21 protein-coding genes are annotated in these 26,339 nt (G+C 56.0%); 12 read left to right on the top strand and 9 right to left on the bottom strand.

From position 1 onward, the window contains the following. Window position 1 precedes the first annotated feature (1 nt). On the bottom strand, window positions 2-2,515 hold the full coding sequence (hrpB, locus tag FHI25_RS17745; protein WP_210520060.1) for an ATP-dependent helicase HrpB: 2,514 nt from the start codon (window positions 2,513-2,515) through the stop codon (window positions 2-4). Between the two features lie 265 nt (window positions 2,516-2,780). On the opposite strand from hrpB, the gene FHI25_RS20765 reads away from it, so the two are divergent. Further along, window positions 2,781-3,224: a hypothetical protein gene (locus FHI25_RS20765; RefSeq protein ID WP_210520062.1), complete on the top strand. Its 444-nt coding sequence runs from the start codon at window positions 2,781-2,783 to the stop codon at window positions 3,222-3,224. A gap of 9 nt (window positions 3,225-3,233) precedes the next feature. Here the strand turns inward: FHI25_RS20765 and FHI25_RS20670 are convergent, their stop codons facing one another. From FHI25_RS20670 to FHI25_RS17760, 3 genes are read right to left on the bottom strand one after another with little or no spacing between them, the layout of a single operon-like run. After that, window positions 3,234-4,028 (bottom strand): hypothetical protein, encoded by a 795-nt coding sequence (locus FHI25_RS20670; RefSeq protein WP_246879192.1) that lies wholly within the window; start codon window positions 4,026-4,028, stop codon window positions 3,234-3,236. A gap of 60 nt (window positions 4,029-4,088) precedes the next feature. Next, window positions 4,089-4,580: a hypothetical protein gene (locus FHI25_RS20675; protein ID WP_246879193.1), complete on the bottom strand. Its 492-nt coding sequence runs from the start codon at window positions 4,578-4,580 to the stop codon at window positions 4,089-4,091. Further along, a complete protein-coding gene (locus FHI25_RS17760; protein ID WP_210520064.1) occupies window positions 4,573-5,658 on the bottom strand; it encodes an O-antigen ligase domain-containing protein in 1,086 nt (361 codons plus the stop codon). Before FHI25_RS17760 ends, FHI25_RS20675 begins: the two co-directional genes overlap by 8 nt. A gap of 116 nt (window positions 5,659-5,774) precedes the next feature. Between FHI25_RS17760 and FHI25_RS17765 the strand changes: the two genes are divergently transcribed. Next, window positions 5,775-7,070 carry an O-antigen ligase family protein gene (locus tag FHI25_RS17765; RefSeq protein ID WP_210520066.1) on the top strand — a complete coding sequence of 432 codons (1,296 nt, stop codon included), beginning with the start codon at window positions 5,775-5,777 and terminating at the stop codon, window positions 7,068-7,070. Window positions 7,071-7,331: 261 nt separating this feature from the next. Here FHI25_RS17765 and FHI25_RS17770 read toward each other — a convergent pair whose 3' ends face one another. Together FHI25_RS17770 and FHI25_RS17775 are read right to left on the bottom strand one after the other, a co-directional pair. Further along, the gene (locus FHI25_RS17770) at window positions 7,332-9,452 is read right to left on the bottom strand and encodes a hypothetical protein (protein ID WP_210520069.1); all 2,121 of its coding nucleotides are present in this window, start codon (window positions 9,450-9,452) and stop codon (window positions 7,332-7,334) included. Beyond that, window positions 9,449-10,912 carry a WecB/TagA/CpsF family glycosyltransferase gene (locus tag FHI25_RS17775; RefSeq protein ID WP_210520071.1) on the bottom strand — a complete coding sequence of 488 codons (1,464 nt, stop codon included), beginning with the start codon at window positions 10,910-10,912 and terminating at the stop codon, window positions 9,449-9,451. The genes FHI25_RS17770 and FHI25_RS17775 overlap by 4 nt, the downstream gene beginning before the upstream one ends. Before the next feature lie 176 nt (window positions 10,913-11,088). Here FHI25_RS17775 and FHI25_RS20810 point away from each other — a divergent pair, with 176 nt between their 5' ends. The 8 genes from FHI25_RS20810 (at window position 11,089) to FHI25_RS17815 (ending at window position 19,085) form a co-directional block, all read left to right on the top strand. Beyond that, a complete protein-coding gene (locus FHI25_RS20810; protein WP_210520073.1) occupies window positions 11,089-12,213 on the top strand; it encodes a glycosyltransferase family 4 protein in 1,125 nt (374 codons plus the stop codon). Beyond that, window positions 12,210-13,418 carry a glycosyltransferase family 4 protein gene (locus FHI25_RS17785; RefSeq protein ID WP_210520076.1) on the top strand — a complete coding sequence of 403 codons (1,209 nt, stop codon included), beginning with the start codon at window positions 12,210-12,212 and terminating at the stop codon, window positions 13,416-13,418. The genes FHI25_RS20810 and FHI25_RS17785 overlap by 4 nt, the downstream gene beginning before the upstream one ends. A 43-nt stretch (window positions 13,419-13,461) precedes the next feature. After that, a complete protein-coding gene (locus FHI25_RS17790) occupies window positions 13,462-14,556 on the top strand; it encodes a hypothetical protein (RefSeq protein WP_210520078.1) in 1,095 nt (364 codons plus the stop codon). Then, window positions 14,553-15,296, top strand: a complete 744-nt coding sequence (locus FHI25_RS17795) for a hypothetical protein (protein ID WP_210520080.1) — start codon at window positions 14,553-14,555, stop codon at window positions 15,294-15,296. Before FHI25_RS17790 ends, FHI25_RS17795 begins: the two co-directional genes overlap by 4 nt. Next, a complete protein-coding gene (locus FHI25_RS17800) occupies window positions 15,281-16,798 on the top strand; it encodes a hypothetical protein (RefSeq protein WP_210520083.1) in 1,518 nt (505 codons plus the stop codon). Before FHI25_RS17795 ends, FHI25_RS17800 begins: the two co-directional genes overlap by 16 nt. 22 nt (window positions 16,799-16,820) lie before the next feature. Next, on the top strand, window positions 16,821-17,543 hold the full coding sequence (locus FHI25_RS17805; protein ID WP_210520085.1) for a glycosyltransferase: 723 nt from the start codon (window positions 16,821-16,823) through the stop codon (window positions 17,541-17,543). Beyond that, window positions 17,540-18,640 carry a glycosyltransferase family 4 protein gene (locus FHI25_RS17810; RefSeq protein WP_210520086.1) on the top strand — a complete coding sequence of 367 codons (1,101 nt, stop codon included), beginning with the start codon at window positions 17,540-17,542 and terminating at the stop codon, window positions 18,638-18,640. Before FHI25_RS17805 ends, FHI25_RS17810 begins: the two co-directional genes overlap by 4 nt. A gap of 76 nt (window positions 18,641-18,716) precedes the next feature. Next, entirely contained in the window at window positions 18,717-19,085 is a 369-nt protein-coding gene (locus FHI25_RS17815; protein ID WP_210520089.1) for an MmcQ/YjbR family DNA-binding protein, read from the top strand. Between the two features lie 10 nt (window positions 19,086-19,095). Here the strand turns inward: FHI25_RS17815 and FHI25_RS17820 are convergent, their stop codons facing one another. Next, the gene (locus FHI25_RS17820; RefSeq protein ID WP_210520091.1) at window positions 19,096-20,385 is read right to left on the bottom strand and encodes a nucleotide sugar dehydrogenase; all 1,290 of its coding nucleotides are present in this window, start codon (window positions 20,383-20,385) and stop codon (window positions 19,096-19,098) included. Window positions 20,386-20,544: 159 nt separating this feature from the next. Between FHI25_RS17820 and FHI25_RS17825 the strand changes: the two genes are divergently transcribed. Continuing rightward, the gene (locus tag FHI25_RS17825) at window positions 20,545-21,360 is read left to right on the top strand and encodes a transporter substrate-binding domain-containing protein (RefSeq protein WP_210520094.1); all 816 of its coding nucleotides are present in this window, start codon (window positions 20,545-20,547) and stop codon (window positions 21,358-21,360) included. A 74-nt stretch (window positions 21,361-21,434) separates the two neighbouring features. On the opposite strand, the gene FHI25_RS17830 is transcribed toward FHI25_RS17825, so the two are convergent. Then, window positions 21,435-24,437, bottom strand: a complete 3,003-nt coding sequence (locus FHI25_RS17830) for a class I tRNA ligase family protein (protein ID WP_210520096.1) — start codon at window positions 24,435-24,437, stop codon at window positions 21,435-21,437. A gap of 385 nt (window positions 24,438-24,822) precedes the next feature. Here FHI25_RS17830 and FHI25_RS17835 point away from each other — a divergent pair, with 385 nt between their 5' ends. Beyond that, entirely contained in the window at window positions 24,823-25,494 is a 672-nt protein-coding gene (locus FHI25_RS17835) for a DUF5610 domain-containing protein (protein ID WP_210520098.1), read from the top strand. 236 nt (window positions 25,495-25,730) lie between these two features. Here FHI25_RS17835 and FHI25_RS17840 read toward each other — a convergent pair whose 3' ends face one another. Then, window positions 25,731-26,336 carry a HEPN domain-containing protein gene (locus FHI25_RS17840; RefSeq protein ID WP_210520099.1) on the bottom strand — a complete coding sequence of 202 codons (606 nt, stop codon included), beginning with the start codon at window positions 26,334-26,336 and terminating at the stop codon, window positions 25,731-25,733. Between the last annotated feature and the right edge of the window lie 3 nt (window positions 26,337-26,339).

The following is a 26,339-nucleotide window of genomic DNA, read 5'->3' on the forward strand; positions in this document are numbered from 1 at the left end:
CCTACATCCGGCTTTTAACCCGACGGGTTGGTTCGGCGACTTGCGGGTCGTCGGGCCAGTAATGTTTGGGATAACGTCCCTTCATCTCGGCCTTCACCTGCGCATAGGACCCGTTCCAGAACCCGATCAGGTCGCTGGTGACCTGAATGGGGCGTTGCGCGGGGGATAGCAGATGCAAGGTCACCGCGACCTTGCCATTCGCCACCTTTGGCGTTTCGGTGGCACCAAACATTTCCTGCATGCGCACCGGCAAAGCGGGTGTTTCACCGCTATAATCAATGCGGATGTTTGATCCGGTGGGCACTTGCCAATGGGTGGGGGCCAAGCGATCCATTTCCTGTCGCTGGTTCCAGTCAATCCCGGCAAGCAACGCCTCAGACAGGTTGATCTGTTTAAGCTGGCCTCGTTTGGTAATGCCGCCGAGATAGGGTGCCAACCAGTCTTCAAGCGATCCCAGAAGCCCGTCATCAGAAACATCGGGCCAAGCATCGCCCGCCACCCGATGAAGAAACGCCAGCCTTGCGCGCAAGCCTTCTGATGCCTTGTCCCATGGCAGGCAATGCGGGCCGAGTTTGCGGATGCCCTCGATCAGGGCTGCAACAATCGCCTCGGGATCGGCTTCGTCATGGGTGGCTTTTTCATCCAACACCAGGGCGCCAATCCGGCGTTGCCAGCGGGCGGCAACCGCATCGCTTTGTGCGTCCCAGAAGACTTCCGTGCCCTCGGAAATCTGATCGGCAAAATGGGTTTCAAGGGTGGCACGCGCCACCGGGGCGGCAAGGTAAATCTTGGCCTCGCGCGCCTGCCCGTCCAGTTCGGCAACCGCGATATAGGGCTCCGACGCCAAGCTATCTTCATTGGGTAAAACGCCACCGCGCCCGCCCGACAGGCGATAGCGCGCGTCCGTCCCCTTGCGGCGCTCCCCGATCCGGGCGGGATAGGCAAAGGCGAGCAACAAGCCAACCTCATCGGCGCGATCCACGCGCGCGGTATCGGGTTTTGCCAACCCGCCCTGCTTGGTGGCATCGTGCAAGCGGCGGGCCAGTTGCTTGGCGGCCTCCGATATCATTTTGGGCGCCCGGCCCTTCTGGATTGCCTCAACCCGAATGCGCAAATCCGCCCCGCGCCCGCGCCCGCGCATGAAATCACGATCAGACAACAACGCCGCCAGCGCACAGGCGACATCATCCAGGCCAAGCTGCGCGCCGCGCAACATCATATGCGCCAACCGCGGATGGACCGGCAATCCGGCCATGGCAGTGCCCATCGGTGTAATGCGGTTTTCGCCATCAAGTGCTTCAAGGCCGCGCAAGACATCGCGCGCCTGATCAATCTTGGCGCGATCCGGTACATCCAGCCACGGCAGCGTTTCAGGATCGGTAACACCCCAGCGGGCCAGCTCCAGCGTCAGCGGTGCCAGATCGGCCTCGGCAATCTCCGGCGCGGTAAAGGGCGCACGGGCACGATGTTCGTTTTCCGGCCACAGGCGATAACACACGCCCGGTTCCAGTCGTCCGGCGCGGCCACGGCGTTGCTCTGCACTGGCTTGTGATGATTTGACCGTGACCAGCCGCGTCATGCCCGATGCCGGATCAAACCTTGGCAGGCGTTGCAGGCCGCTATCAATCACCACCCGGATGCCATCAATGGTCAGCGACGTTTCGGCAATCGCGGTGGCCAGAACGACCTTGCGCTTGCCGTCCGGGGCGGGCTGGATCGCGATATCCTGTGCCTTTGCATCCATCGCGCCATAAAGCGGGGCGATGATGACATCACTTCCCACCGCACCCTTAAGCGCACTTTCCACCCGGGTGATTTCGCCCTGCCCCGGCAGGAAGGCCAGGATCGATCCGCTTTCTTCGCGAAGGGCGGTTTTGATCGCGCCGGTCATTTCCGCATCAATGCGGACATTGCCCCATTTATCGGGCTTGGGGGCCACGTATCTCGTTTCGACCGGATAGGCGCGGCCTTCGGATGTGATCACCGGGCAATCGCCCATCAGTCGCGCAATCGGATCGCCATCAAGGGTGGCCGACATGACCACAAGGCGCAGGTCATCACGTAGTGCGCCCTGCGTTTCAAGGGCAAGGGCGAGGCCCAGATCGGCATCCAATGATCGTTCGTGAAATTCATCAAACAGGACAGCGGCAACACCGGAAAGTTCGGGGTCATCCTGAATCATGCGAATCAGGATGCCCTCGGTCACGACCTCGATCTTCGTGTCCTTGGAAATCTTGCTGTCAAACCGGACGCGATAACCCACACGCGCACCAACCGCCTCGCCCAGCAACTGCGCCATACGCCGCGCACTGGCACGCGCGGCCAGACGACGGGGTTCGAGCATGATGATCTTCTGATCCCCGCGCCACGCGCAATCAAGCAACGCCAGCGGCACCTTGGTCGTCTTGCCCGCCCCCGGTGGCGCCTGCAAAACCGCATTGGTGCCGTTTTCCAGCGCGGAAATCACATCCGGCAGGACAGCATCGATTGGCAGGGCGGGAAATCGGGAACTCATACGTTTTTCAATACTCAGCTTGGCACAGCAGATGTCTGTTTGCGGGCATCGCCTAGCAATATCCCTGCGGGGTTGGCCGGGGCAATGAAAATCACGCCAGAATTCATTCTGGCACGGGATGCCGATTGATCGGCCTCAATGCGCGCACCCCTGATGATGATAGAATGATTTTATTGTTTTGGGCAGTTTCCCGTCTTCGACCTGCAAACACGTGACGGGTCATCTGCACATAATGGTCTCATCCCTTCGGAACAGGAGACTTATGATGAAAAGATATCTCGCAATTACCGCAATCGGACTGATACTTGCTGGTGCGCTTGGCGTCGCCCAGGCCCAACAAGGCCCGCAAATGATGAACCCCAACGGCCAAGGCATGATGCAAGGTCCGGGCATGATGGGTCAGGGATATGGCCCGGGCAACGGGCAAGGTTACGGTCCCTGCAACACGATGCCGTGCAATAACGGTGCGATGGGCCCCGGTATGATGAATGGCACTATGATGAATGGTCCCATGATGAATGGCGGCATGATGATGGGTGGCATGATGGGCAAAATGCATGGCCCGGAAATGATGATCGTCATGATGGACACCAACGGCGATGGCCAATTGGCGCTTGAAGAATTCCAGGCCGTCCATAACCGGATGTTCAACTATCTCGACGAAAACGGCGATGGCCAACTGACCACCGACGAGCTGCGCCAACGCTAACCGCCGAGTTTAGCCCCCGCGCCTGATGCCAAGGATGATGCCCTGCTCCGCCCCGATGCGCTGCAGGGTCTTCATCCCGCGCGTCAGACCATAAAGCGTTTCCATCGCCCCTTCGGCCTTGGCCCGCGATGCTGCCGCACGCGTGATGTCATAAAGCCCGCGAAACACCGGTTCGGCCAAGGCGCGCAAGTCCGCTTCTATCTCCGCCCGGTTCGGATCGGGATGGGCAAAACTGAGTGGTTTGGTCGGGTCAAAATTCGACATGGCTTGATCTTGCGGGCTCGACGGGTTTGGGCCCGTGTTTTCTATCACGATTGACAGTGCCCAGACCATCCATGCCTGCGTCCAGCGCATGTAATTGCGCCGATCCGGTCTGCCGTCTTTCTTGATCCCGGCAAAGAACAGATCGCGGCCTGGATCAAAAAGCCTATCTGCGGCCCATACTGCCACCCGGATGGCCCCATCACGATCCCCAAATCGACACAGACTTGCGATCGCCTGTGCCACCGCATGCGCATCAAGATAGCCATCCCGCCCGGCAAAGCTCCGCGGCAGACCATCGGCATTAAAGCACGCTGCCCGATAGAACTGCCATCCACCGGCAATCGCGCTATCTAACCCGTGCATCCCCATTTTCCGAAACCGGTCCAGCAGATCAAGAACATAGCCCGTGTGAAACCCGTCAACGAAGTGGTGATGGGATCGCGTGCCATAGGCCCAACCGCCATCAGCCTTTTGCGCGGCGATAATGCGGGCCACCGCCTGTGCGGTTTTGTCATTCGGTCCGATCATCCGATACAACACGAAGGCCGTCCAAAGGCTGACATTATGGATTTCAACGGCAACATGGTCGAAATAGGCGAGTTAGCCATCGCGCCAGAGCTTTCTCTCAACAAACCCTGCCGCATGAACCAACGCCGGGTGATCCTTTTGCATCCTGCTTTGAAGTAACGCATCAACGACAAAGCTTGTCACAATGGCATTGCTTTGATGACGTTTGGCGTAAAACGCCCGCGCCTGCCATTCAAACGGATATCCCCATCCACCATCCGGGTTTTGCAGTTCCAACAGGCGATCAAGAACATCACAAAGCACCACGCCCTGCCCGGCCCCACCCAGCAAGGCCAGCGTTTTCGGATTGACCATCTTGGGAATGCGAACAACCTTGCGCAAGCCTTCCGGACCACGCTTGATCGTCTGCAACCAGGCCAACCGCGCCAAGCAAAACCGCCCAAGCCCGCTTGCGCGAAAGACAGCACTTTCAAGCCCGTCAAACGGATCAGCCCCGGCAAAGCCATCCGCAACCATGCGGGCCATCACGCGATCCCGGATATCAATCAGATGATCCCTATCCATGATAAGGCCCCTTGCGCGCGGCAATCCCGGCGACCATCCCGCAACAGACCAGATAATGCCCGTAATTCAGCGTATTATCCGTCACCATGGTCAGCATCACCGAAAGCAGGATAGAGACGGCAAGGCGCGCATGGCGCAAGGTCCAAAGCATGACAATCCATCCCGCCGACCAAAGTATCGCCCCGGTGATTCCGGTTTCAAACAGCATGCGGAAATGATCATTATGAAGCGCCCCGAAGGATGCAAAGGATTGATAGCCGGACAGAATTTCCTCCACCGACCCGGTCCCGAAACCAAGCCATCGTTGGCCGACAGAGCCGCCTTGCCACATCCCCCAGAAGTCCTGCCAGAACGCCAAACGCCCACTGCCATGGGTCAGAAACAGGCGCGGCAGATGGGACATCGCAAACCAGCCAGCCACGGCCAATGCGGCCATACCAACAAGCCACGTCATCGCCCGCGAAAACCGGATCATCCCGATCAGATTGACCAACATCGCCAACACCGCAATCCGTGTTTGGCTGAGCAACACCGCCAAGGCCGATCCCGCGGCAAGCAGCCGACAGCCCCGCCACCGGACCACCGAACAAAGCGCAAAAAGCCCCAGAAACAAGAACGGCTGATTAAGGCGCAGTCCCTCATGCGTCATCTGAAACGAACTTGAAAGCAGCAGATAAACCACCAGAACCGGCATCATCACCCGAAGGCTGTCCCGGCCAATCATAAGCCCGACCAACAGTCCGACCGGCAGCATCAAAAGGTTGCCGATCAGGCGGAGCTTTTCGATGCTGGCGCCATTGCCAGTGGCAATGACACCGATCAGCCCGGCAAGAGCCAAACTGCCAGCAAGCAAACCCGGTGTAATGCGAACCGGACGGGCGTAAGCGCACAGCATCGCAATCCAGAAACCAAGCAGGATAAGCTTGGCGCCCATCCCGCCCGCTGCAATCAGCCAGAGCGAGGTGCCCATCAAAAGATTGCCTGCAAGTACCAACCAGATCGGCAGTGATACTGCTTGGCTGGCGGTTCCCGGCCCCTGCCCGGCGTATTGCACAACCCCGGTCTCAATAGCTTTCACCGCCGTGCCCCCTGCGCAAGCAGCGCGACAGGGTGCGAAAATTCGGCTAGGCTGAGGCTCTTGATTTTAAAGCAGATTGGCTGACCTTGATGCTCTGGCTGGCGCAAACCTGTCTGATGGCGCAGATCATTCTGGCCCCGCTGTTGCTCGGCGGATTGCGGCCATTGGCGCTTGCCCTTCTGGCGATCCTGACCGGTATCGGTATGCTTGCGATCTGTCTGCGTCCCGGTACTGTGCAAATCTGCAAGCACCTGCTTTGTCTTTGGATCGGGATCGCAGGGCTGATTGGTTGGGCGATCCTGCAAAGCCTGCCGATCTGGACTATTCAAGCTTATCCGTTCAATGCGCCGCACATTGCAATCGCCCCATATGGTTGGCTGAATATTGCGGCCTATCTGATCTGGCTGGGCGGTGTTGCGAGCCTGACCGCACTGTTGGCGCGCCTCAACAACCATTTGAACATCACCATCGCCCGCACCATTGTCATCACATGCACGCTTCAAGTGGCGCTTGCCGCAGGTGCCGATGTGATGGGATGGCAAACCACATTCTGGTTTGCCAAACAGGCCCATCTTGGCGACTGGACCGGCACCTTCGCCAATCGCACAGCGTTCGGAATTCTGATGGCGTTCAGTATTCTGGCCTGCCTGTTTTTGTATGATCAAAGCCGGGCCTTGATCTCGGCCAAGCGCCTTGATCAGGCGGGTGGCTGGCTGGCAATTGGCTTGCTGTTCGCAACTGCCGTTGTCCAAAGCCACTCGCGGCTGGCCTTTTTCATGGCACTGCTTGGCGGGGCACTGTTTATCATCCTGACCCCGCGCGCAAACGTGCAAAGCATTAAGCGGCTGATTATGATCGCGCTTGGCGTCATCGCGGCCAGCACCATTGCAATCCTCGCATCGCCGGAACTTTTCGACCGCTTCACCGACCTTGCCCGCAACGACCTGATCCAGCGAGATGATTTGTGGATCACCGCGCTGCATGCGATCGCAGAACGACCATTGACCGGATGGGGGGCGGACAGTATTGGACTGATTATTGCTCATTTCGCCACCCCGGACCTGAATGCCAATGCCCACTGGTTTAGCAGCCATAACCTGTGGCTTGATGGCGCAATCGTCTTTGGTGTTCCGATTATGCTGATCTTGCTGGCAGCACTCATCATCGCGATCAAAACGGTGCTTGCCACCTGCCAGAAACCCGACACGCGCGCGCTTTTGATCGCCCTTTTCGCGATGGCAATGCTTGGCAGCATTGGCGACTGGGTCATGGTCATGCCTGCTCTTATTCTGCCGATCGTGATGCTGGGAATGGCAAGCTTTGAAGCCACAGTTGCAACCCATCGCGCAATGCCTGCACGCGGGGATCACGCGGGGCAATCGCCTGTGCCTGATCGAGAAGCGTTGCGCTAAGCGCCACATCATCGTCGGCCGCTATTGCCGCCTTCACCGCCAGCAAAACCGGATCAAACGGCCTTTCGACCAGCCGCTGGTTGAGCAGTGCGTCAAGCGCTGTGCCATCGACCACCATCGCATCACGCTCTGCGCCAAAGCCGTCTCCGTTGGCAAAGGCGGCACGTTTGTTTTCAAGCTGCGATAGCGCCCTGCCTTCCGAAACCAGAACCACGCCGCCAGAGCCAAGCAACAGCAGGGCAATCACAATCAGGATTGCCTTCATAACGTCGCCCCCTCGGTCGCCATGTCCGCCTCTGCCTTGCCATAGGCAGCACGCGGCTTGGCACCGTTCAAGACAGCCCCCTCCGGCACAATATTGGCTGCACGCAATTGCGACAGGGCCTGGGTGATATCGCGGCGCTTGCTGTGGCCGCAGTGCAGGGCAAACAGCCTGACATCGGCCAGTCCCAACGCAATCACACCATCCGCCACCGACAGGATCGGCGGCGTATCAACAATCACATGATCAAACCGGGTGCGCAGGCGCGTGATCAAATCAGGCAATTGCCCGTCAATCATGCCTGTTGCGATATTCCCAGGTACTGGCATACGCGCACCAAGATATCGATACCCCTCGCCGTTTTCTGTCCCGCTAAGGGCACCATCCAGATCCACAATCCCTGACATGACATCTGTCAGATCGGCAGTCATTTCACCGTCATACCGCGCCCGGTTCGGCGGTGCCGGATCATGCAGATCTGCATCGAGAACCATCACTGATGCCCCCAGTCCGGCCAGCTTTTCGGCCAGCGCATGAACGATGTGGCTTTTGCCATCGCCCGAGAGTGCTGAGCCAACTGCAATCACCTGTCCGTCCTTATCGGATTTGCTTGTTGCATCTCCGCCCTGCACCATGATCCGCATCAAAACTGCCAGATGGCCTGCGGCTTCGTCATGGGCAGCAACGCTGGTGGTCTTGTTCGCCCGCGACCGTTCCGGGATCCGGGCAAATAACGGGATGCCCAACGCCGCATGCGGATCAAAATCGTCATCGATGCTGTGATCGAAATAGTGACGCAGCATTGCGGCAACCACGGCGGCAAACAACGCAATCATGATCGCCAACACGGCAAGATCGCGCTTGGCGGGAAATTCGGTTGCTGCGGGCAAAGTAGGCGCACGCAGGATCGCGGCATCCCCCTGAAACGCTGCCATTTCACGGCGCAAGGCTTGCACATGCTGACCCAGCTCCTGAACATTGGCGCGCGCCATGGCGACAGATCGCACCAGGGCGGCCTGCCCCTGAACGCTTGTATTGCGGAGCGCCATACGTTCCTGCCAACGATCCCGTTGGGCCGTGATCAAACGCAGCTTTTCTTCCGCCCCGGCAAGGGTGATATCCATTTGATCGGCGATATTGCTTGCGACAGCAGCCAGTTGGCTATGCAGATCATCCAGTTCTTGCTGCTTGCCCTGCATGGTCGGATGCTTGGGGCCGTAACGCTGATCAAGCCTGACAAATTCCTGTTTCGTCGTCTCGAATTGTGCCGAGATTTGGCGCACCATCGGATGGCTTGCCACATCGTCAATCGCCAGCAAATCATCAAGGTTTGCCGCCGCATTGCGGCTTTGGCGCGCAAGCCTCAGGCTGACAACCTCCTGCCCCAGTGCCTCAGCCTGCTCATCGAGTGCATAGATGCGATCAAGCATCCGCGCATTCTCATCCGGGTCCAGAATACCGGCGCTGTTTTGCAAGCTGCCCAGATCCCCTTCCAGACCATCCAATTCAGTTTGCGCAGATTGAAATTGTGCCTCCGCCTCGGCAAGTTGTCTTCGAATGGCGGCTTTTTGCCGGTCTTCGCGCTGCCAAAGATAACTTTCAACAACGGCCATCAACGCCTTTTGCGCTGTTTCCGGATGGCTTGCGGTAAAGGCCACCTCAATGACCGCCGCATTGCCAACCCGGGCGGTTTCCAAAGCATTGCGAAGATGAGAGATCCCGTCAGTTTCGAGATCACTGGATATTGGCGTATCCGTCAGCGAGACACCCTCTCCGCGCAAAACCGAAAGTGCGGTGGAAAGCGTTTCCTGCCCTTTGATTTCCGCAATTGCCGTTTCGATTTCCTGGGCGGTTACAATGCGCCGGTCACTGTTGAATGCCGCTGGCATCTGGCGTTCCGCGATTTCCACATTTGAAGAAAGCCCGATTTCGGTGACGGACCGATAATCCCCCTGCCAATTGGCGATGCCGCTCAAAAGCGCGATCAGGAACAACACAAAGGTCAGTGCAACAATCCCGCGCCGTTGCCAGAGAATGCTCAACAAATCGCGCAAGGACGGATCAAAACGTTCTTGTGGGACGCTGGTAACCGCGACGGGATGGTTGGGATGCTCTGTCATCTGGGGCTTGCATCCTCAAGCTCTGGAATTCCGACAGGTTCCTGATAATCCTCAACACCCCAATAGCTGTCAGTGGTGGGCTTTCTCGGACCACCAACAAAAAGAAGCGAATAACGTAGCACCCGTTCGGTTTCAGGTGGCCGCGCCGAACCGACAACACGCGGTGCTACTTCGGGCTGGATGCTTGCGGTAAATGATTGCTGTTCGCCTGCGAATATTAGTGCTTGATTGGCATTGCGTTCAAACAGGCGCTCTGCCAAATCCGAAGAATTACCCCGGACGATTTCCGAAAGGCGCCCCGGGTCGGGATGAAGATCAAGCAGACGCAGAACCACCCCACCCAGCACAGTCTCCAGCAAAAAACGGCTACTACCACCGCCCAGAACCACATCAAACAGGCCAAGCAATACTTTAAGGCTCTCCTCTGCCACCTGCCAATCGATGTCAGATTGTTGGTTGGTGCCATCCTCTGACAGCACAGCTCCGACAAGTGCATCAATCAAGTGGGCGACGTCTTCGGTGGCCTCGACCTTTGCGATTTCGGCTTCAATCCAGCTGATCGCCGCCTGCCGGTTTTCCAAATCGAACGTCGCTGTGGTTGTCGGCTGCGCCTGCAAATCGGCGGCCGTTGTCAGCATCATTAAGATGACCGAAATGGTTGCCGCTTTCTGCAATGCACGCCAAATGCGCCGGATTTGAAAACTCACAATCCTTGGCCCGACAAGGCGGGCAAATGCCCAAAGCCCGCGCCCATAGCGCGGGATCATGTAGCGTGGCTGACACAAGACACGCCAAAGGAACTCCAACCCGCACCGCTGCCAGACAACCGGGGCGCGTCGGACATTCCCGGCCAGAACATCAAACGCCCCGCCAACACCCATGGCAAAACCGCATCCGGTCTTGGCCGCATACTGATCAACGAACAGCTCCTTGCGCGGCGATGGCAGGGCGACAAAAACGGCATCTGGTTTGGCCTGTGCAACACAATCGGCCAGCTTTTCATCATCGGGCTCATAACCGTGATGGGTACCCGCGATGATCAGACCGGGAAAACGTGCAGGCAATGTCCCCTGCAACTGATCCAAAACACCCTGACGCGCCCCCAACAGGAAAACCCGCGTGCCATCCTGTGCGAACTGCGCCAGAAGATCTGTCATCAGATCAATGCCAGTCACCCGCTCGGCAACCCTGATTCCCAACAGGCGGGCTGCCCACACAATCCCCATGCCATCCGCAGACAGGCAATCTGCGCGCGAAAGTGCCGTAAGCAAACGATCATCACGCAAGGCTGCGGGCAGTTTGGTCGCATTCAGGCAATGATGACGAAAACAGTCTTGGTTGGCAGTCGCCGTACCTTTGCGAAGCCTCAAGGCGATATCAGCAAAGACGAGACGACGTCGTCTCGTATCGAGCGGCAACCCGAAGAAGGCAGCTTTGTGCCCTTTGAGTTCGTCACGCATGTGCCACCCCTGTCACCCCGGCCGGACACTTGAAAACGGCAGAAACACAAAGTTCCTGCTGTTGGCGTCCGTCTTTCGCCGCCGTCAACGATCTAAGTCACGGCTAATTGGTTGAATTGAATGGTAACTTATGATTGAGTTGCAGGCAATATTAGCATCTCAAGGTGATTGCCGCGGTGAGGGTGACTTTGCTGACCAACCTTGTGCCACCCTACCGATCCGTTGCCTATGACGCGCTTCATCATCGCGCGATGACCGCAGGCGGAGGTTTGCGTGTACTATGTACCCAACATCGTGAACCACAGCGAAACTGGTCAATCACAACACCCGCATTTGACCATATCACCTTGCCGGGCGTGCGAATTCCCCTTGGTGAAAACCGAACATTGTCCGTTCCGTTTCGCGTCACGCGGGCTGTTTGCCGTGAACCAAGTGATGCGTTGATCATAAACGGTTTTGGCATCGCGCAATGGCAGGCGCAAAACTGGGCGCTGAAACACCGCATTCCGACCGTTCTGCAATTCGATGGCTGGGCAGGCTCAGATGCGGACTATGACAATCCGCTTCGGCGCAGGTTACGCCGGATCATGATTGCCCGTACCGATGGCTTTGTTGCCGCCAGTTCGCGCGGGGCGGCGTGGTTCGAAGGCCATGGCGCATCGCCTGATCTCATTTCGGTCGCACCCATCCCTGCGTCATTCCCTTTGCCCGATATTTCCGCCAATCAGAACTTGGCGGAACGACAATACGACATCGTCTGGTGTGGTCGCACAACGGCTTCAAAGGGCTTTGATCTCTTCATGCGGATCGCAGCGGGACTGTCACAAGCAGGCATTGCAAAACGCATCGCTATCGTTGGCAGCACAGGCATTAAAAGCACCACAATGCTTACGCAATCTTCCGGCCTTGGTGATCAAGTGGATGTGTTCGGGCAACTTCCCCCCGATCAACTGCCGCCCATTCTGACCAACAGCAAGATCGCCGTTTTTCCGAGCCGAAATGATGCCTATGGCGTTGGTGTGATTGATGCGATTGCCTGTGGCGCGGTGGCACTCGCAAGTCCATTCACCGGATGCGCCCCGGATATTTTGCGCGGCTCCGAAATCCTGCCGATCGATAATTCGCGAGGTTGGATCGCGACCTGCAAACGCCTTCTTGATGCGCCGCAACTTCTGGAGGACACGCGCCTGCATCAAGCAAGGGCAATTGCCAATAATAACCCCGCCCATCACAGCGACACCATGTGGCAGGCAGTTCATCAGGCGGTTAATCATAACCCGGACATGCGGCGGTGGCGATGATCACGCCAAACCGCAATCGCAGCCTGAAATCCGAACCATCCGTCTGGATGATCAGCCGTGTAGATCAGGCCAGAATTCTGGCCAAACACCTCGCCGATCAGGATCGGCTGGTGCGTTGGGACAGTTTTTGGCGCCATGACGGCACGGGTCTTATCCGCCCGTCATCACGCGATGTCGGCACTGCACTTTGCAATATCCCGGGTCGCCACCTTCTGCCCGATCTGCTTGGACAAACGGCCCAAAAGCTTCGGTTACCGGCGCGCAATCTTTATTCCGACATTCCCCTGTCGCTGATGGCCGCCTGTCAAATGCCGAAAGCCGACATCCTGCATGGGCAGGGCAATTACAGCCTGCCTGCCATGCGTCGCGCAAAGGCACGCAATATGATCACGATTTCCGATGTCACCGGCCAACTGGCCGAAACCCGCCATGTTCAGCTTGTCGGCGAATATGCATCCCACGGTCGCACCCACCGCGAAATATCAAACTTCCTTGCCGGTCGGCGCACGGCCGAAGCACGCTTTGCCGATGCGGTATTTGCGCCCTCGGATACGGTCGCGGAAGGTCTGCAAAGAACCGGTATTGCGCCTGACAAGATATACCTAGTCCCGTTTACATCGCCGCATTGTCAGGCGCTATTGGATCGAAAACGTTTCGCGCGCGACGATACGGTTATTCGGCTTCTTTATGTCGGCAACCTGTCGCTTGCAAAGGGAACCGCCCATCTTCTGGCGGCTTGGACAACAATTCGCCGCCAGTTCCGCTTACGGGTCGAGCTTACCCTGATCGGCGCGGCACGACCCTGTGCCAAGGGCCTGCTTTCAAATGTGCCCGACGGGGTAACGTGGTTTGGCCCCCTGCTGCACGATCAGGTTGCTGATCACATGTTGTCTTCCGACATCTTTGTCTTTCCCAGCCTGACAGAAGGCAGCAGCCTTGCCACCATGGAGGCGATGGCAGCCGGTTGTGCCGTCATCACCACGTTCGATGCCGGAAGTCCGGTCATCAATCATCAAAGTGGTCTTATCATCCCGCCAAGAGATCGGGATGCGCTTGTAACGGCCGCGTCGGCACTGATCACACAGCCTGAGATGCGCCGAACCATCGCCCAAAAGGCCCGTGATCAAATCACCCACGACCTTCGCAACACCTATGGCACGCGGGTTGATCATGCATATGAAACCATCCTGTCGCGCCATGGTTAGATGGTCAGCCCTCATAAAATCAGCGGATTTTCGCCTATATCCAATGTGGATGATCGGCGCCAATATGATCGCACGGCTGGGCGGTATGGCAATCCTTGTTCTGATTGGTCATACCTATTCAGAGGCCGATCTCGGCACCTATTTCCAATTGCTCGCGATGGTCGGTCTTGCGGTTACCGCAACGCAGGCTGGAAGTGGGTCGCTTCTGGTGCGACTGGCACAAAATGCGGCCTTCGGACAGGCCATGCTTGTTGTCGGAACAAAGTTCCTAATTGCAGGGTTCGCCTCGATCCTGATCGTCACGACAATCAGCGTTCCGCTTGCGCAATATTGGCCACTTATCCTGATCCCGTTTGCCGCCGCCCTTTCGCCCGACTGGATGATTGCGGCCAAAACCCGCTTCTCACGGCTTGGCATGATTGCGGTTATTGGTCAGGCATGCGGGATAATGGTGGCGGTTTGGGCATCGCTCAGCCATTCAGATTTGGCACTTTACCTCATTGCACCAGCGGTTTCTCTGACAAGCCTTGCCCTCGCAACAGCATTTGCATTTGAACAATCCTCCACCAAAGCCCCAATGGCACCTAAGGGCAGCGTATTCGGCCTTGTCGGCTTCACCCTGCTCGCCGGGTTCGTGCCAAATCTCGACTTTGTCCTGTTGGGCGCAGACAACGATCCGCTGTTTCTGGCCCAACGCGTTTTCCTGTTTTGCGCCGGCCTGATTGCAGCCATTGCCTCAACCCTGTTTGCCAAAAACGAGGTGGGCCAAATGCGTGACATCTGGCTTTTGACACCAATGGCATTGATCGCGGGCCTGCTGTTGTTCCTGCCAGGCAAATTGGCCGATCTTTTTTATGCCAGCCCGTCAGATGCTCTAATCACGATCCTTCAAATTGGTGCAGCTTGGCCGGTATTGATGGCGTTCATCGCCCGACAAATCCTGATCTTGCAGGAAATATCAGCGGTGAAATGGCTGGGCTGGGGATGCCTTGCACTGATGATCATCTCGGCATTGGTCATGCCGCCCCGCGAGTTCGCACCCGGCATCATGATGCTGATCGAAGTCCGCTTGGCCTGTCTGGTTCTGATCCTGCTGGCCTGCCAAAGAGTCGTAACAAGACGGCAGGTCATGGCATGAGGCAACTGACCACCACCATCACAAATAATAAGCTGATCAGTGGCCAATACGGTGACATCACCTTTGGCCCATGGGGTCTGGAGTGTTCGGACCAGCATTCCTTTGTGACACTCACCGACCAACCGCGAAACGCCAAACAGGTCAGCGATGTCTGGCACCTTTCCGGGGGTCGAATAAGTATCGCGTACGAAACCCGCAAGCCCACCCCAAACACAATCGGACTTAAGCTACGCATTCAGTCACTGGACGACATCCTGCTGCAAGACGCCGTCATCCGGCTGGTTTTTGACAAAACCGCCATCCAACGTGGTTGTATCGCCAGAAAGACAGTTCACCACACCAACAGCGACAAATACCGTCTTTATCCAACCAATAAGGTCACACTGATCGGGAAGGATGGCGCAACCATATCCGTGAGTTTGGATCACGCGGATGGAGCGGGCCGGTTTGATCCCTACATGTATCTGCGCGATCGCGACGATCACTGGATCATTCATGCCCGCCTGCTGCCAAGTGATCCGGTTGATCAGATCTGGCTGCGCTGGGCAAACCGATTTTTCACGCTATCGGCACCGGGTTGGTTTTCAGCTTTGCTCTGGCGCATGCCGGTTTTCAAAAAGCTGCTCTGGCGCTTGCGCGAACGCATGGGCCGTCACTGCCCTGAAATTCAGGCAGTACCCCTGAACTGCCTCAAAGCAGGCCAGTCCCTGTCGATGGAGGTGACATGTCACTTTCAGTAACCGAGAACGCGCTTCGCAGACGCTGCCTCAATCTGGCCAAGCGGATTGCAGACGATCTCGCAACACGTGAACTGACGACTGGGCAGTTTGAACAACCGGATTTTTACGCCAAGGCCTTTGCCGTCAATCTCTGGACGCGGACTGATCCTGTTAAATTTGGCCCCAATATCGCCCGCGCCCTTGATGCCTTGCGATCAGAGCCGCAAGACAAAACCTACCACCGCGAATTCATCGACTATGCGTTGCTGGATACGCCGGGCCTGTCATCGGGTACCATCGCCGACATCCTTCGGAATACGAAACAGCAATGCCCCGATGTCGCAAACTGGCAGATGCTTGGGCTGATCAATCGCCAGAAACGAAATGCTGGACTAACCGCAAAACTCCTCAACCTCGTCCATTTAACCTTCATCTTGCTTCGCTATTGGCGTGCACCAGTTTTCATGGATCGACCAGACTGCTTCTCCACACAATACCACGCCTTTTGCACAGCACTTCTGTCTGACAGTCCCAATAAACGCCATCAACGGATTGCCAACCGGGCTACAGAAATCTTGGCCCAACTTGCCGGCACGCATGGCTTTGTCAATCTGCTCGGACGTGGTGCGGGTCAGAGTTTTGGCGCGACCTGCGGGCTTTATGTATTGCTCAAGAACGGTTACCGCAACGAAGCAGAAGCCATCCTTCATCGGTTGGAAGACGCTCTTGTTAAAGCCGGAAAGCTCCCGCTCAATCTTCTGTCACCTGCCCCCTTGCAGAAAAATCCCGGCCCCGAAAATTCACAAACACCGGGATGGTACAGCTATAACCGCCACGATGATTACCTTGCCTTTGCAGGCTATTGGCTGCTGAAGGCCTCGCAACTTCCAGCGCCAAAACACATCCGTTCACTCGCATCGGGAACCGCCTCGAACGACATAGTCACGCAGTTTTCATCCTCTTACTATCATGCGCAAATGACGGTTTGTGGCAGACAGAGTTTTGATGTCTCCGGCGCACCCGTCATTGTTTCGGGCCAAGGAAAATCTGCCCGCATCTTCCTTCCACCAACCGGCGGCGAACAGGATGTACCCAGCCTTTATGACGAAGCCTCACAGCCGCTTCCCGCCATTGGCGAGACCGAATTTGCCCGTTTTCTTGGTGCCCGGCAGATATCTGACGACAAGATTGATGCAGCCTTCGAGCTTGCCGGTATCGTTGGACATCGACAGATCGAGTTTCAAAACAGCCGCGCGATCATCTCTGATCAGATTTCCAGTCAGGATACGGGAGAAGTTGATCTTTTCCGAATTCTGATTGATGGCAACATCGGCCTGACTCAGATCGCGGAAGACACCATCCTCTGTCGCGAACTCGGAATAAAGCTGACCTCGAACGCCCCGCTACACATGATCCCACACGCGACATTCAGCGCTGCCGGTCCGGCAACACGGATCATTGCTAAGACAGCGCAAGGGCATAACACCACTCTGACCATCTCGTGGGGAGATTCTGATGCGTGATCCGATCACAATCATCACGACCGTGCGCGATGGCGACGCCTATCGGGATCGCTATTTCAGCAATCTGCGCCAGATACTCGGGCCCCGCGATCATGCGTTCATTATCGATGATGGCTCAACCACGCCCCTTACAACACCATCAGACTGGCTCAACGACCAGCGTCTGAAAATCATTCATCCCGGCAGGATTGGACGCGGCGCTGCACTTAATCTCGCGATTAAAAACAGCCGCACCGATCTGATTGCCATTCAGGATATCGATGATCTTTCTCTGCCTGATCGGCTGGATCGGCAAGTTGACGTACTTTGCAATTGCCACAATCAACTTGTCTTCGCGCGCGCAGTGTCCGATCCGTGGCGACCGGATTTGGCAGCCTTACAGCATTTTTCACCCGGACGGCTGTATTTTAGCAACCCACTGCATCATTCCTCACTTGCCATGCATCGCTCTGTCTGGGCCAGTGCAGGTGGTTATGCGACAGATTTGCCCTGTTGCATTGATCTGGATTTTTATCTGCGCGCCTGCTGCGTTACCAAGGCCCACATCAGTCGACTTAACAGGCGCCTGATCGAGCGCACCCTTGATCCCGGCACCCGCCATTTCGCAAGGATACCGGACGCGCTCTATCAGAAAACGCGTGCTTCCGTGCTTGCGCGTTACCGACCTGACCTGCCTTGGTCGATTTGGCTGGCAGCTGCCAAACTCCGCGAGTTACACTTGTTTTCGGCAAGGGACGCTCGATGACCAACCGCCCGAAAATCATCACCATGGTTCAGCTGCCACCGCCCATGCACGGGGCGGCCCAAATGAACCGGATCGCCATCAACGCCTTGGCGAAAGACTTCGATTTGCATGTCATTGAAATGCGCTTTGCCCGGACATTGTCGGAGGTAAATCGATTTTCGGTGCGCAAGATCGGGTTGGCGGTTTGGTTGTTGCTGCGCCTGATCCGGGCATTGCCAAGCGCCAAGGCGCTTTACATCTGCTTTGCACCAAATGGCTTCGCCTATTACCGCGACTGCATTTATGTACTTCTGGCCAAGCTCCTGCGTGTCCCAATAATCCTGCACCTGCATGGTCGCGGTCTTCCCGAAATGCGAAGATCAAAATGGTCTGACTTGCTTCAGAAGACGGTTTTCAAAGGGCAAACCGTCATCCTGCTCGGCGAGAGTTTGCGCACAGAAATCGAAGGCCTTGATTGCAAGTCTGCCATCATCGCCAACTGCCTGGATGATAGTGCTTTCGTCGGCCCAGCCACCAAACAATGGGTACCCCATGATCCGATCCGGCTTTTATGGTTGTCCAACCTGTTTCATGCCAAAGGCATCGAAACCCTGCTTGCTGCCTGTGAGATCCTGCCCGCGCAAGGTATCGCTTGCCATTTGACGATTGCCGGGACCGAAGGCGACATCAGTAAAGCCGAGCTCGCCACATTACTTGAAAAATATCACATGCATGCGGCAGCAACATATTTGGGGCCAGTTTCCGATCCTGAACGGCAGGCTGTCTTTGACAACTCCGACCTCTTCATCTTTCCCAGCCACTACCCCAACGAAGCCCAACCGCTTGTCGTGCTCGAAGCGATGGCGGCCAATGTGCCGGTGATCACAAGTAACATCGCAACCCTGCCCGAGTTTGTCCGGGACGGCGAAACCGGGCGACTGTGCCCGCTCCAAAACCCGGAACAATTGGCAAATGCGATCATCGCAGCAATCGGTTCACCGGAGGAAACAACCGCAATCCGCGATACCGCCTATCAGATGTGCCGGCAGAACTTTCGCCAAGACCGGTTTGCCGAAAAACTGCGCCAACTGGTTCACAGCATTATCGAAAATCACTGACGTTCGGTGGATGATTGCGTACCATCAACACCGCCCCATCAACACCGACAGAAAACGCATGAACAGGATGGCCAGAATGGATCGGGACGAATTCAACGCCTTTTGCAAATCCCTGCCACAGACAACCCACGTTGTTCAGTGGGGTGGCGCGGATGTCTGGAAAGTCGGAGGCAAGGTGTTCGCCATTGGCGGCTGGGCCACAAATGAGACATTGGGTGTCACATTCAAGACATCCGAAATCGGCTATGAAGTCTTGAAAGATATGCCCGGCCTTCGACCTGCCCCCTACCTGGCATCACGCGGCATGAAGTGGATCCAGCACTATGATGCGCCGGGCTTGAGCGATCATGACCTGAAGGACCATTTAAAAAGCTCGCACCGCATTGTCGCCAAGGGTTTGACGAAAAAGCTGCAGCGCGAGCTTGATCTTTATCAGGACGAATAGTTTTGCGGGCTTAGAGACGCCAAAGGTCAATGCCGGTCGGCACTGCGTCACGCGGCAAAACCGCGCGCACATCGGCAACAAAACCCGTGCCATCTTTTAGCAAGCTGCTGACAAGCGGCCAGCCCTTGGCAACGTATTCCTTGTGCGACACGGCCAGAACAACGGCATCTGCAGGTTGCAGGCAACGGTCCGAGCAAAGCTTCAAGCCATCAAACTCGTGTGCCACTTCGCCCGCATCGGCATGCACGTCATGGACCTGCACAGTAACACCGGCCTCTTCGAGTGACCGAACGATATCAATCACACGTGTGTTTCGAATATCAGGGACGTCTTCCTTAAACGTCAGGCCTAGCACCGTCACGGTCGGGTTCTTGGTCGCCCCTTCACGCAGCAATGCCCGGATGACCTTGTTGGCGACCACGTCACCCATACCGTCATTCACCCGACGACCAGCCAGAACCACTTGCGGGTAGTAACCCAATTCTTCGGATTTGTGCGTCAGGTAATAGGGATCAACACCGATGCAATGACCGCCCACCAGACCCGGGGTAAATTTCAGGAAGTTCCATTTGGTACCCGCCGCGGCAAGAACATCACTGGTATCAATACCGGCGCGATCAAAGATCAGCGAAAGTTCGTTCATCAGCGCAATGTTCAAATCGCGCTGGGTGTTTTCAATCACCTTGGCCGCCTCGGCCGCCTTGATGGTTGGCGCCTTGTGAATGCCAGCGGTCACGACACCGCCGTAGACATCAGCGACAATATCCAAGGTCGCTTGATCCTGACCGGAAACAACCTTGGTAATGGTCGTAAAGCGATGTTCGCGATCACCCGGGTTAATACGTTCGGGTGAATAACCGACTGTGAAATCACTGCCTGCTTTCAGGCCCGAAAGTTCTTCCAAAATTGGAACGCATACTTCTTCGGTCGCCCCCGGGTAAACCGTGCTTTCATAAACAACAATGTCGCCCTTTTTAAGGATGGCCCCAACGGTTTTCGAAGCAGAGCGCAGTGGCGACAGATCCGGACGGTTCGAGCTATCGATCGGCGTCGGCACCGTCACAACATGAAAATCAGCCTCGGCAAGGTCTTGGGCATCAGCGGTCAACAAAAGATCGGCTGCGGCAAGTTCATGGTCATCGACTTCGCCGGTTGCGTCATGTCCCGCTTTAAGCTGGGAAATGCGCGCCTGATTGATATCAAAGGCGACGGTGCGACCACACGATGTGCCAAATGCAACCGCTACCGGCAGTCCGACATAGCCCAACCCGATAACTGAAATCTTGCGCCCGTGGCTCATTGGTAAAACCTTACAAACAACGTGGTTGCCGATTAGTAGACAGCCGACCATGCCCCGTCAATTGATAAGCGCTTGGAGGCAATAGAGAGTGCCCTTGTGCCGCCTCCCGGAACGTGGTCTAGTTTCCATTAAAGCCTCACAACACACGTACATTATTATATGCTTCTTCTTTCCGCCGCCCTCGGCTGCCTTCTGATGTTGACCGGACACGTATTGGCCGCGCCATCAACGTCACCGATCCGGGTGGTTTTTCCCTATATTCCGCTGATGGCGGAAAGCAAGGATCACGGCGTCTTTATCGACATGTATGCGGAAATAGCAAGGCGGTCGGAGACAGACGTGATCATTGACATTCTGCCGGTACGGCGCGCGGCACAGGACTTCATTAGCGGTAAATATGATGCGCTAGGCGCATATCCGTCGCTTTCTGAAATTCCGGTCTCGCTGGCCTCTGTCCCGTTTTATCGCCGCGAAAATCTGATTTTTTACAGCACTGATCAATTTGGTCATGGTAATGTCACCAAGCTGGAAGACCTTGATGGCACGCGCGTTGGGCTGGCCGCCTATCATTACCCTGACTACATTCTTGATCGCGAAGAACTCAACCTTGAGCGCGTGCCCGACGATGCGTTTTTGTTGCGCATGATTGCCAGTAATCGCCTCGATGCCGCCATCATCGAACGTTTTTCGGGCAATCATGTCCGAAAGCTGCTTGGCCTTGAAGACACGATCTCTGTCAGCGAGGATCCGGTCACCAGCGAAAATGTCCTGATCCTGTTCAAGGCCGATCTTGCCGGCATCGAAAACCGCAAGGCCTTTAACAAGGCGATCTACGAAATGCTGTGCGACGGGAGCCTGGCAAAACTGTTTGGCCGCGCAAGCCTTCTGCCAGATCAAGAGATCATTGAACGCGAATTGCCAGCCTCCGCAATCATCAGCGATTGCGACCCCAAGGCCATCTTCGCGGACCGCTAACCCGCCCCAATAAAAAAAGGACACGCTGCCAAAGCAACATGCCCTTTTCATAAATCGATCTTGGCCGTGAAGGATCAGCCCTTCACCACGATATTGACCAGTTTCGGGGTCGGCTTGGCGACATAGATCACCTTGACGATGTCCTTGCCCTCAAGATGGCGGGCAACGTTTTCATCGGCCTTGGCAAGAGCTTCGACCGTTGCCTGATCAGCGTCAGCCGCGACCATGACAGAGCCACGCTTCTTGCCATTGACCTGAACCGGAACTTCAAATTCATCATCCTTGGCTTTCTCGGCATCGAAGGCCGGCCAGTCGAACTTGATCACCGATTTCTTGGCCGCAAACTCGTCTGCGGCCATCCGGCTCATGAGCTCTTCACCCAGATGCGGGGCAAACGGGGCGACCATCAGCGCCAATGCCTTGGCATGATCATCATGCACGGCATTTTGTTTGGTCAGCGCATTGGTCAGTTCGATGAGCGCTGCAATCGCGGTGTTATGGCGAAGGTCGGCCACGTCCTTGGTCACCTTGGCAATCGTCTTGTGCAGAAGCGTTTCGATCTTGCCATCCACGTGATCGGTCCGCTCCATCTGGGTTGTGACTTTCCAGACGTTGGACAGGAAGCGCATCATGCCGACAATCGCATCCGACTGCCACGGTTTGGAGCTGTCAAGCGGCCCCATATACATCTCGTACGTTCTGAACGTATCGATGGTGTACTGATCGCAGATTTCCTCGGGCGGGATACCGTTCTTATAACGCTTGCCCATCTTGCCGGGCACCGTGATCAGCTGCTCGTCGGTCTTGGCGTTGAACGGCACTTTCTTGCCATCGACATCGCGCATTTCAACATCATGGATGTCGACATAAACCCCGCGCGCATCGGTATAGGCATCGGCCGTAATCATGCCCTGGTTAAACAGCTTCTGGAACGGTTCCGGCGTTGCGACATAGCCAAGATCAAACAGGACCTTGTGCCAGAAACGCGAATACAACAGGTGAAGCACCGCGTGCTCCGCACCGCCAACATAAAGGTCAACCGCCCCCGGAAGGGCGTTGCCATCCTTGTCCGTGCTGTTGGCCCAATAGGCTGCTGCATCATCGGATGCAAACTTGGCATCATTCTTGGCATCGAAATAGCGCAGGTAATACCAGCACGACCCAGCCCAGTTCGGCATGGAGTTGGCATCGCGTTTAAACGCGCGCACTTCATATTTCACACCATCATGGGTGTATTTCGAACCGACTTCGGCGTCCACCGGTAGAACCGAACCATCAGAAAGGACGATGCCTGTGACTTCCATCCAGTCCTTGGCGCGCGCCAGCGGTGGTTCCGGCTCCGAATTCGGGTCTTCGTTTGATTTCGGTTTGAAATCCGTCATTTCCGGCAGAACGACCGGCAAGGCCGCCTCGGCAATGCCGTGCACCTGATCGGTTTCCTTATCGAACAGAACCGGGAACGGCTCCCCCCAATAACGCTGACGCGAGAACAGCCAGTCACGCAGTTTATACTGCACGCGCCCACGGCCAATCCCCTTGGCTTCCATCCATTCGATGATCTTGGCCTTGGCATCCGGGGTCGAAAGACCGTTTATTGAAACCTCGTCATTGGCGGAATTGATCGTCTCGCCAACTTCGGTCTGGGCAACCTTGAAAGCACCCGGCTCTGCCCCATAGCGCGCAAGCAACGTTGCCGCGTCAGATTCCGCCGCATCCGCCGGGGCGTTGTCCTTAAGCCACGCATCGGACGGCTCGGTCGTTGCCTTGATCGGCAGACCGAATTTATGGGCAAATTCAAAGTCGCGCTGATCACCGGCCGGAACCGCCATGATGGCCCCCGTGCCATAGCCCATCAGGACATAGTCGGCGATCCAGACCGGGATTTCTTCACCCGTCACCGGGTTGGTCGCATGCGCACCAATAAACACGCCGGTCTTTTCACGCTCGGCATCATCCTTGGCCGAAACGGCCTTAAGCTCGGACGCCTGTGCGCGATAGGCCGCGACATCGGCCTTTTTATCGGTGGCGCAAAGCTTATCGACCAGCGGATGCTCGGGTGCGAGAACCATATAGGTCGCGCCAAAAATCGTGTCCGGACGGGTGGTGTAAACGGCGATCTTGTCATCCGCACCGTTTGAGAGTTTGACCGGGAAATTCACCCGCGCACCGACAGAACGGCCAATCCAGCCCTTCTGCATCTCGACCACGCCATTCGGCCAGTCCAGACCTTCAAGATCGGCAACCAGACGATCGGCATAATCGGTAATGCGCAACATCCACTGTTTCAGTGGCCGTTTATACACCGGGTAATCACCACGTTCGGACTTGCCTTCGTTGGTGACTTCCTCGTTCGACAGAACCGTGCCGAGCATCGGGCACCAATTCACCGGCACTTCGTCGACATAAGCCAGACGCCCGCGATCAATCGCACGGTCAATCTCCTTGCCTTCGGCTTTGGTGCCTTCGCCAATCACGGATTTCGGCTGCGGCACGCCATCTTCATCCAGCAACCACGCGCCAGATTCAAGCAACGGGCGCAGTTCGGCAATCGGGCGCGCGCGGCCATTGATCACCTGCCCCTGCGGGCCTTTCCATTCGACGGTCGGGTCATAGAAGCTGTTGAAAAGCTGCAGGAAGATCCACTGCGTCCATTTGTAATAATCGACATCGGTCGTGGCGAAACGGCGATGCGGATCATGGCCAAGGCCGATGACTTGCAGCTGACGCAGCATGTTTTCGATGTTGGCTTCGGTGGTGATGCGCGGATGCTGACCGGTCTGGATGGCGAACTGTTCTGCCGGCAGACCAAAGGCATCAAAGCCCATGGAATGCAGAACGTTTTTGCCGCGCATGCGCTCGAACCGCGCCTTTACATCGGTCGCGATATAGCCCAGCGGATGGCCGATATGAAGGCCAACCCCGCTTGGATAGGGGAACATGTCCAGGATGACGCTTTTCTTCTTGCTTGCGTCGAAATCGGCATCGCCGGGATTTGGCGTACGATAGGTATCGTTTTCACGCCAATAAGCCTGCCAGCGCTTTTCAAATTCCCGCGCACTTTCCTGATAGTTCGCCACGCTCAATCAACTCCTGCCTATTGGATCGGGGCGCTGGCGCAAAGCCGCGCCCATCCGACCAAATTGGGTTCAAAATACTCTTAAGCAGTGTTCATAAGCGCGCTTTGATCGCTGTGCAACATCAGATAACGAGATTTCCGGCGAAAACCCGACGATTTTGCCAAACACCGGCCATGCCCACCGCCAAGGCAATAACCGCCCCCGCCGCCAAAGACATCAACCCCGAATTTCACAACACCACTGGATTTTTACCGTTTTTCATGCCATATTGATCATTGAATTTAACCAAGCCGTTGATTGCGCGCGAAACTGCCGCGCCGAAATGCTTGGAAACGTGCTGATTGTCAGCACAGCGCTTAACGCAGTCCGTCCAGGGAGGACGTTTATGGATATCACCATTGGTGGTCTGTCATCCCAACAATCCGGGGCATCATCACGCTCGGCACAATCCTATTTGCCGGGCCAAAGTGATTCTGAAAAAACCGGCAACAATGGCGCATCTGCCTTTGCAGCTGCGACGTCTGTTTCGCTGTCTTCTGAATCCGCCGTCCGCCTGTCGGCCGACAATATCGTTGCCGCGATCAATGAAAGCCTGCAATCAACCGGCCTGTCGATCCAGGGCGTTGATCCGAACGACTTCACGCCAGAGGCCGTCGCAGACCGTATTCTTGCCCGTGTCGGTGATCTGATTGCATCCAACGCAAGTTCGGAGGCCGAAGCGCGCGAGATTTTCGATCAGGCGAGCGAAGGCATTCAGGCCGGTCTTGAAGATGCCCGCGAAATCCTTGATGGATTGGGCGCACTCAATGACGAAATCAACGACAATATCAGCGAAACCGAAGAACGCCTGAATGAAGGCCTGCAAAGCATCGAGCAGCGCCTGACCGAACTGTTTAACAGCAGCGCGTCAGAAGAAGCCGCCGAGGCCGCAGCGCCGGAACGCGATGAACAGGTCCTGCAATCGCAGGTCACCCAGACCGCACAGGCAAGCCAAGCTTACGCCGAAGCTGGCAGCAATGCCCAGCGCAACGCGCCGCGCTACGGCACCAACGGCTAACCCTCCAAACATCTCGTTCGCACAAATTAAAACCGGCTCCCTTGGGGCCGGTTTTTCTTTTGCCGGTTACAGACCTTAAAATCCAAGAAAAGACTTATATTATCCATTGAAACTGGATCTTCGATTGTAAGATGATCTTGTAAAACCTTCACACAAAAGCCACAAAGCTGACTGAGCTGCTTCATCAAACCAAAGTCAAAGTGAATATTCCTTGCTAAGCAAACAATAAAAAATTCTCACTTAGATAAGAGCAGTGTATCTAGCTTCTCTAGTTCCTCTACGAGATAATTGATGTCATTATCGACGTCATCAAATGGGTCGCGTATTCTCTCGAGCGAAATATTTGAACTCTTATGCACCAAGTCGCCTCGATGCCCCCCAAAGTTCTTCAATTGGATAAGCAGCGGCTCGTCAAAATCTTCACTCGTAAACCCTAGCGGAATGAACATTTTTGCTACGTTTTCGGGAGTGATACCATGGTTCGATTTAATTACGCCTTCTTGCAGTGAGATGGCTTTACCGATGTTTGATCGATATGTATTGCTTCCGATTTCGGTTGGAGTTGACGGAACACCACGCGTTTCGCCGCGGTAGAAGAGTAAGGCCAGAAGAGTTTTAGACCCTCTTCCCTTCCCCCAATTTGACCTTGCTTTGGAGAGTATCCGCTCAGCCCAAGCCTCCAAAAAATGTTCGATTTCCGCATGAGCGAAAGCCACATATGCGCGACACTTCATTAAATCGCTTTCAGAGTACTCACCATCTAACCGCTTAGAAAAAGACAAGAACTCCTTGCGCAGTTTTGAGATGTTCTTTTTAAGCTCTTTATACATTGTTGATGGCATGGC

The organism is Thalassospira sp. ER-Se-21-Dark, from assembly GCF_017922435.1.
Lineage (GTDB): Bacteria > Pseudomonadota > Alphaproteobacteria > Rhodospirillales > Thalassospiraceae > Thalassospira.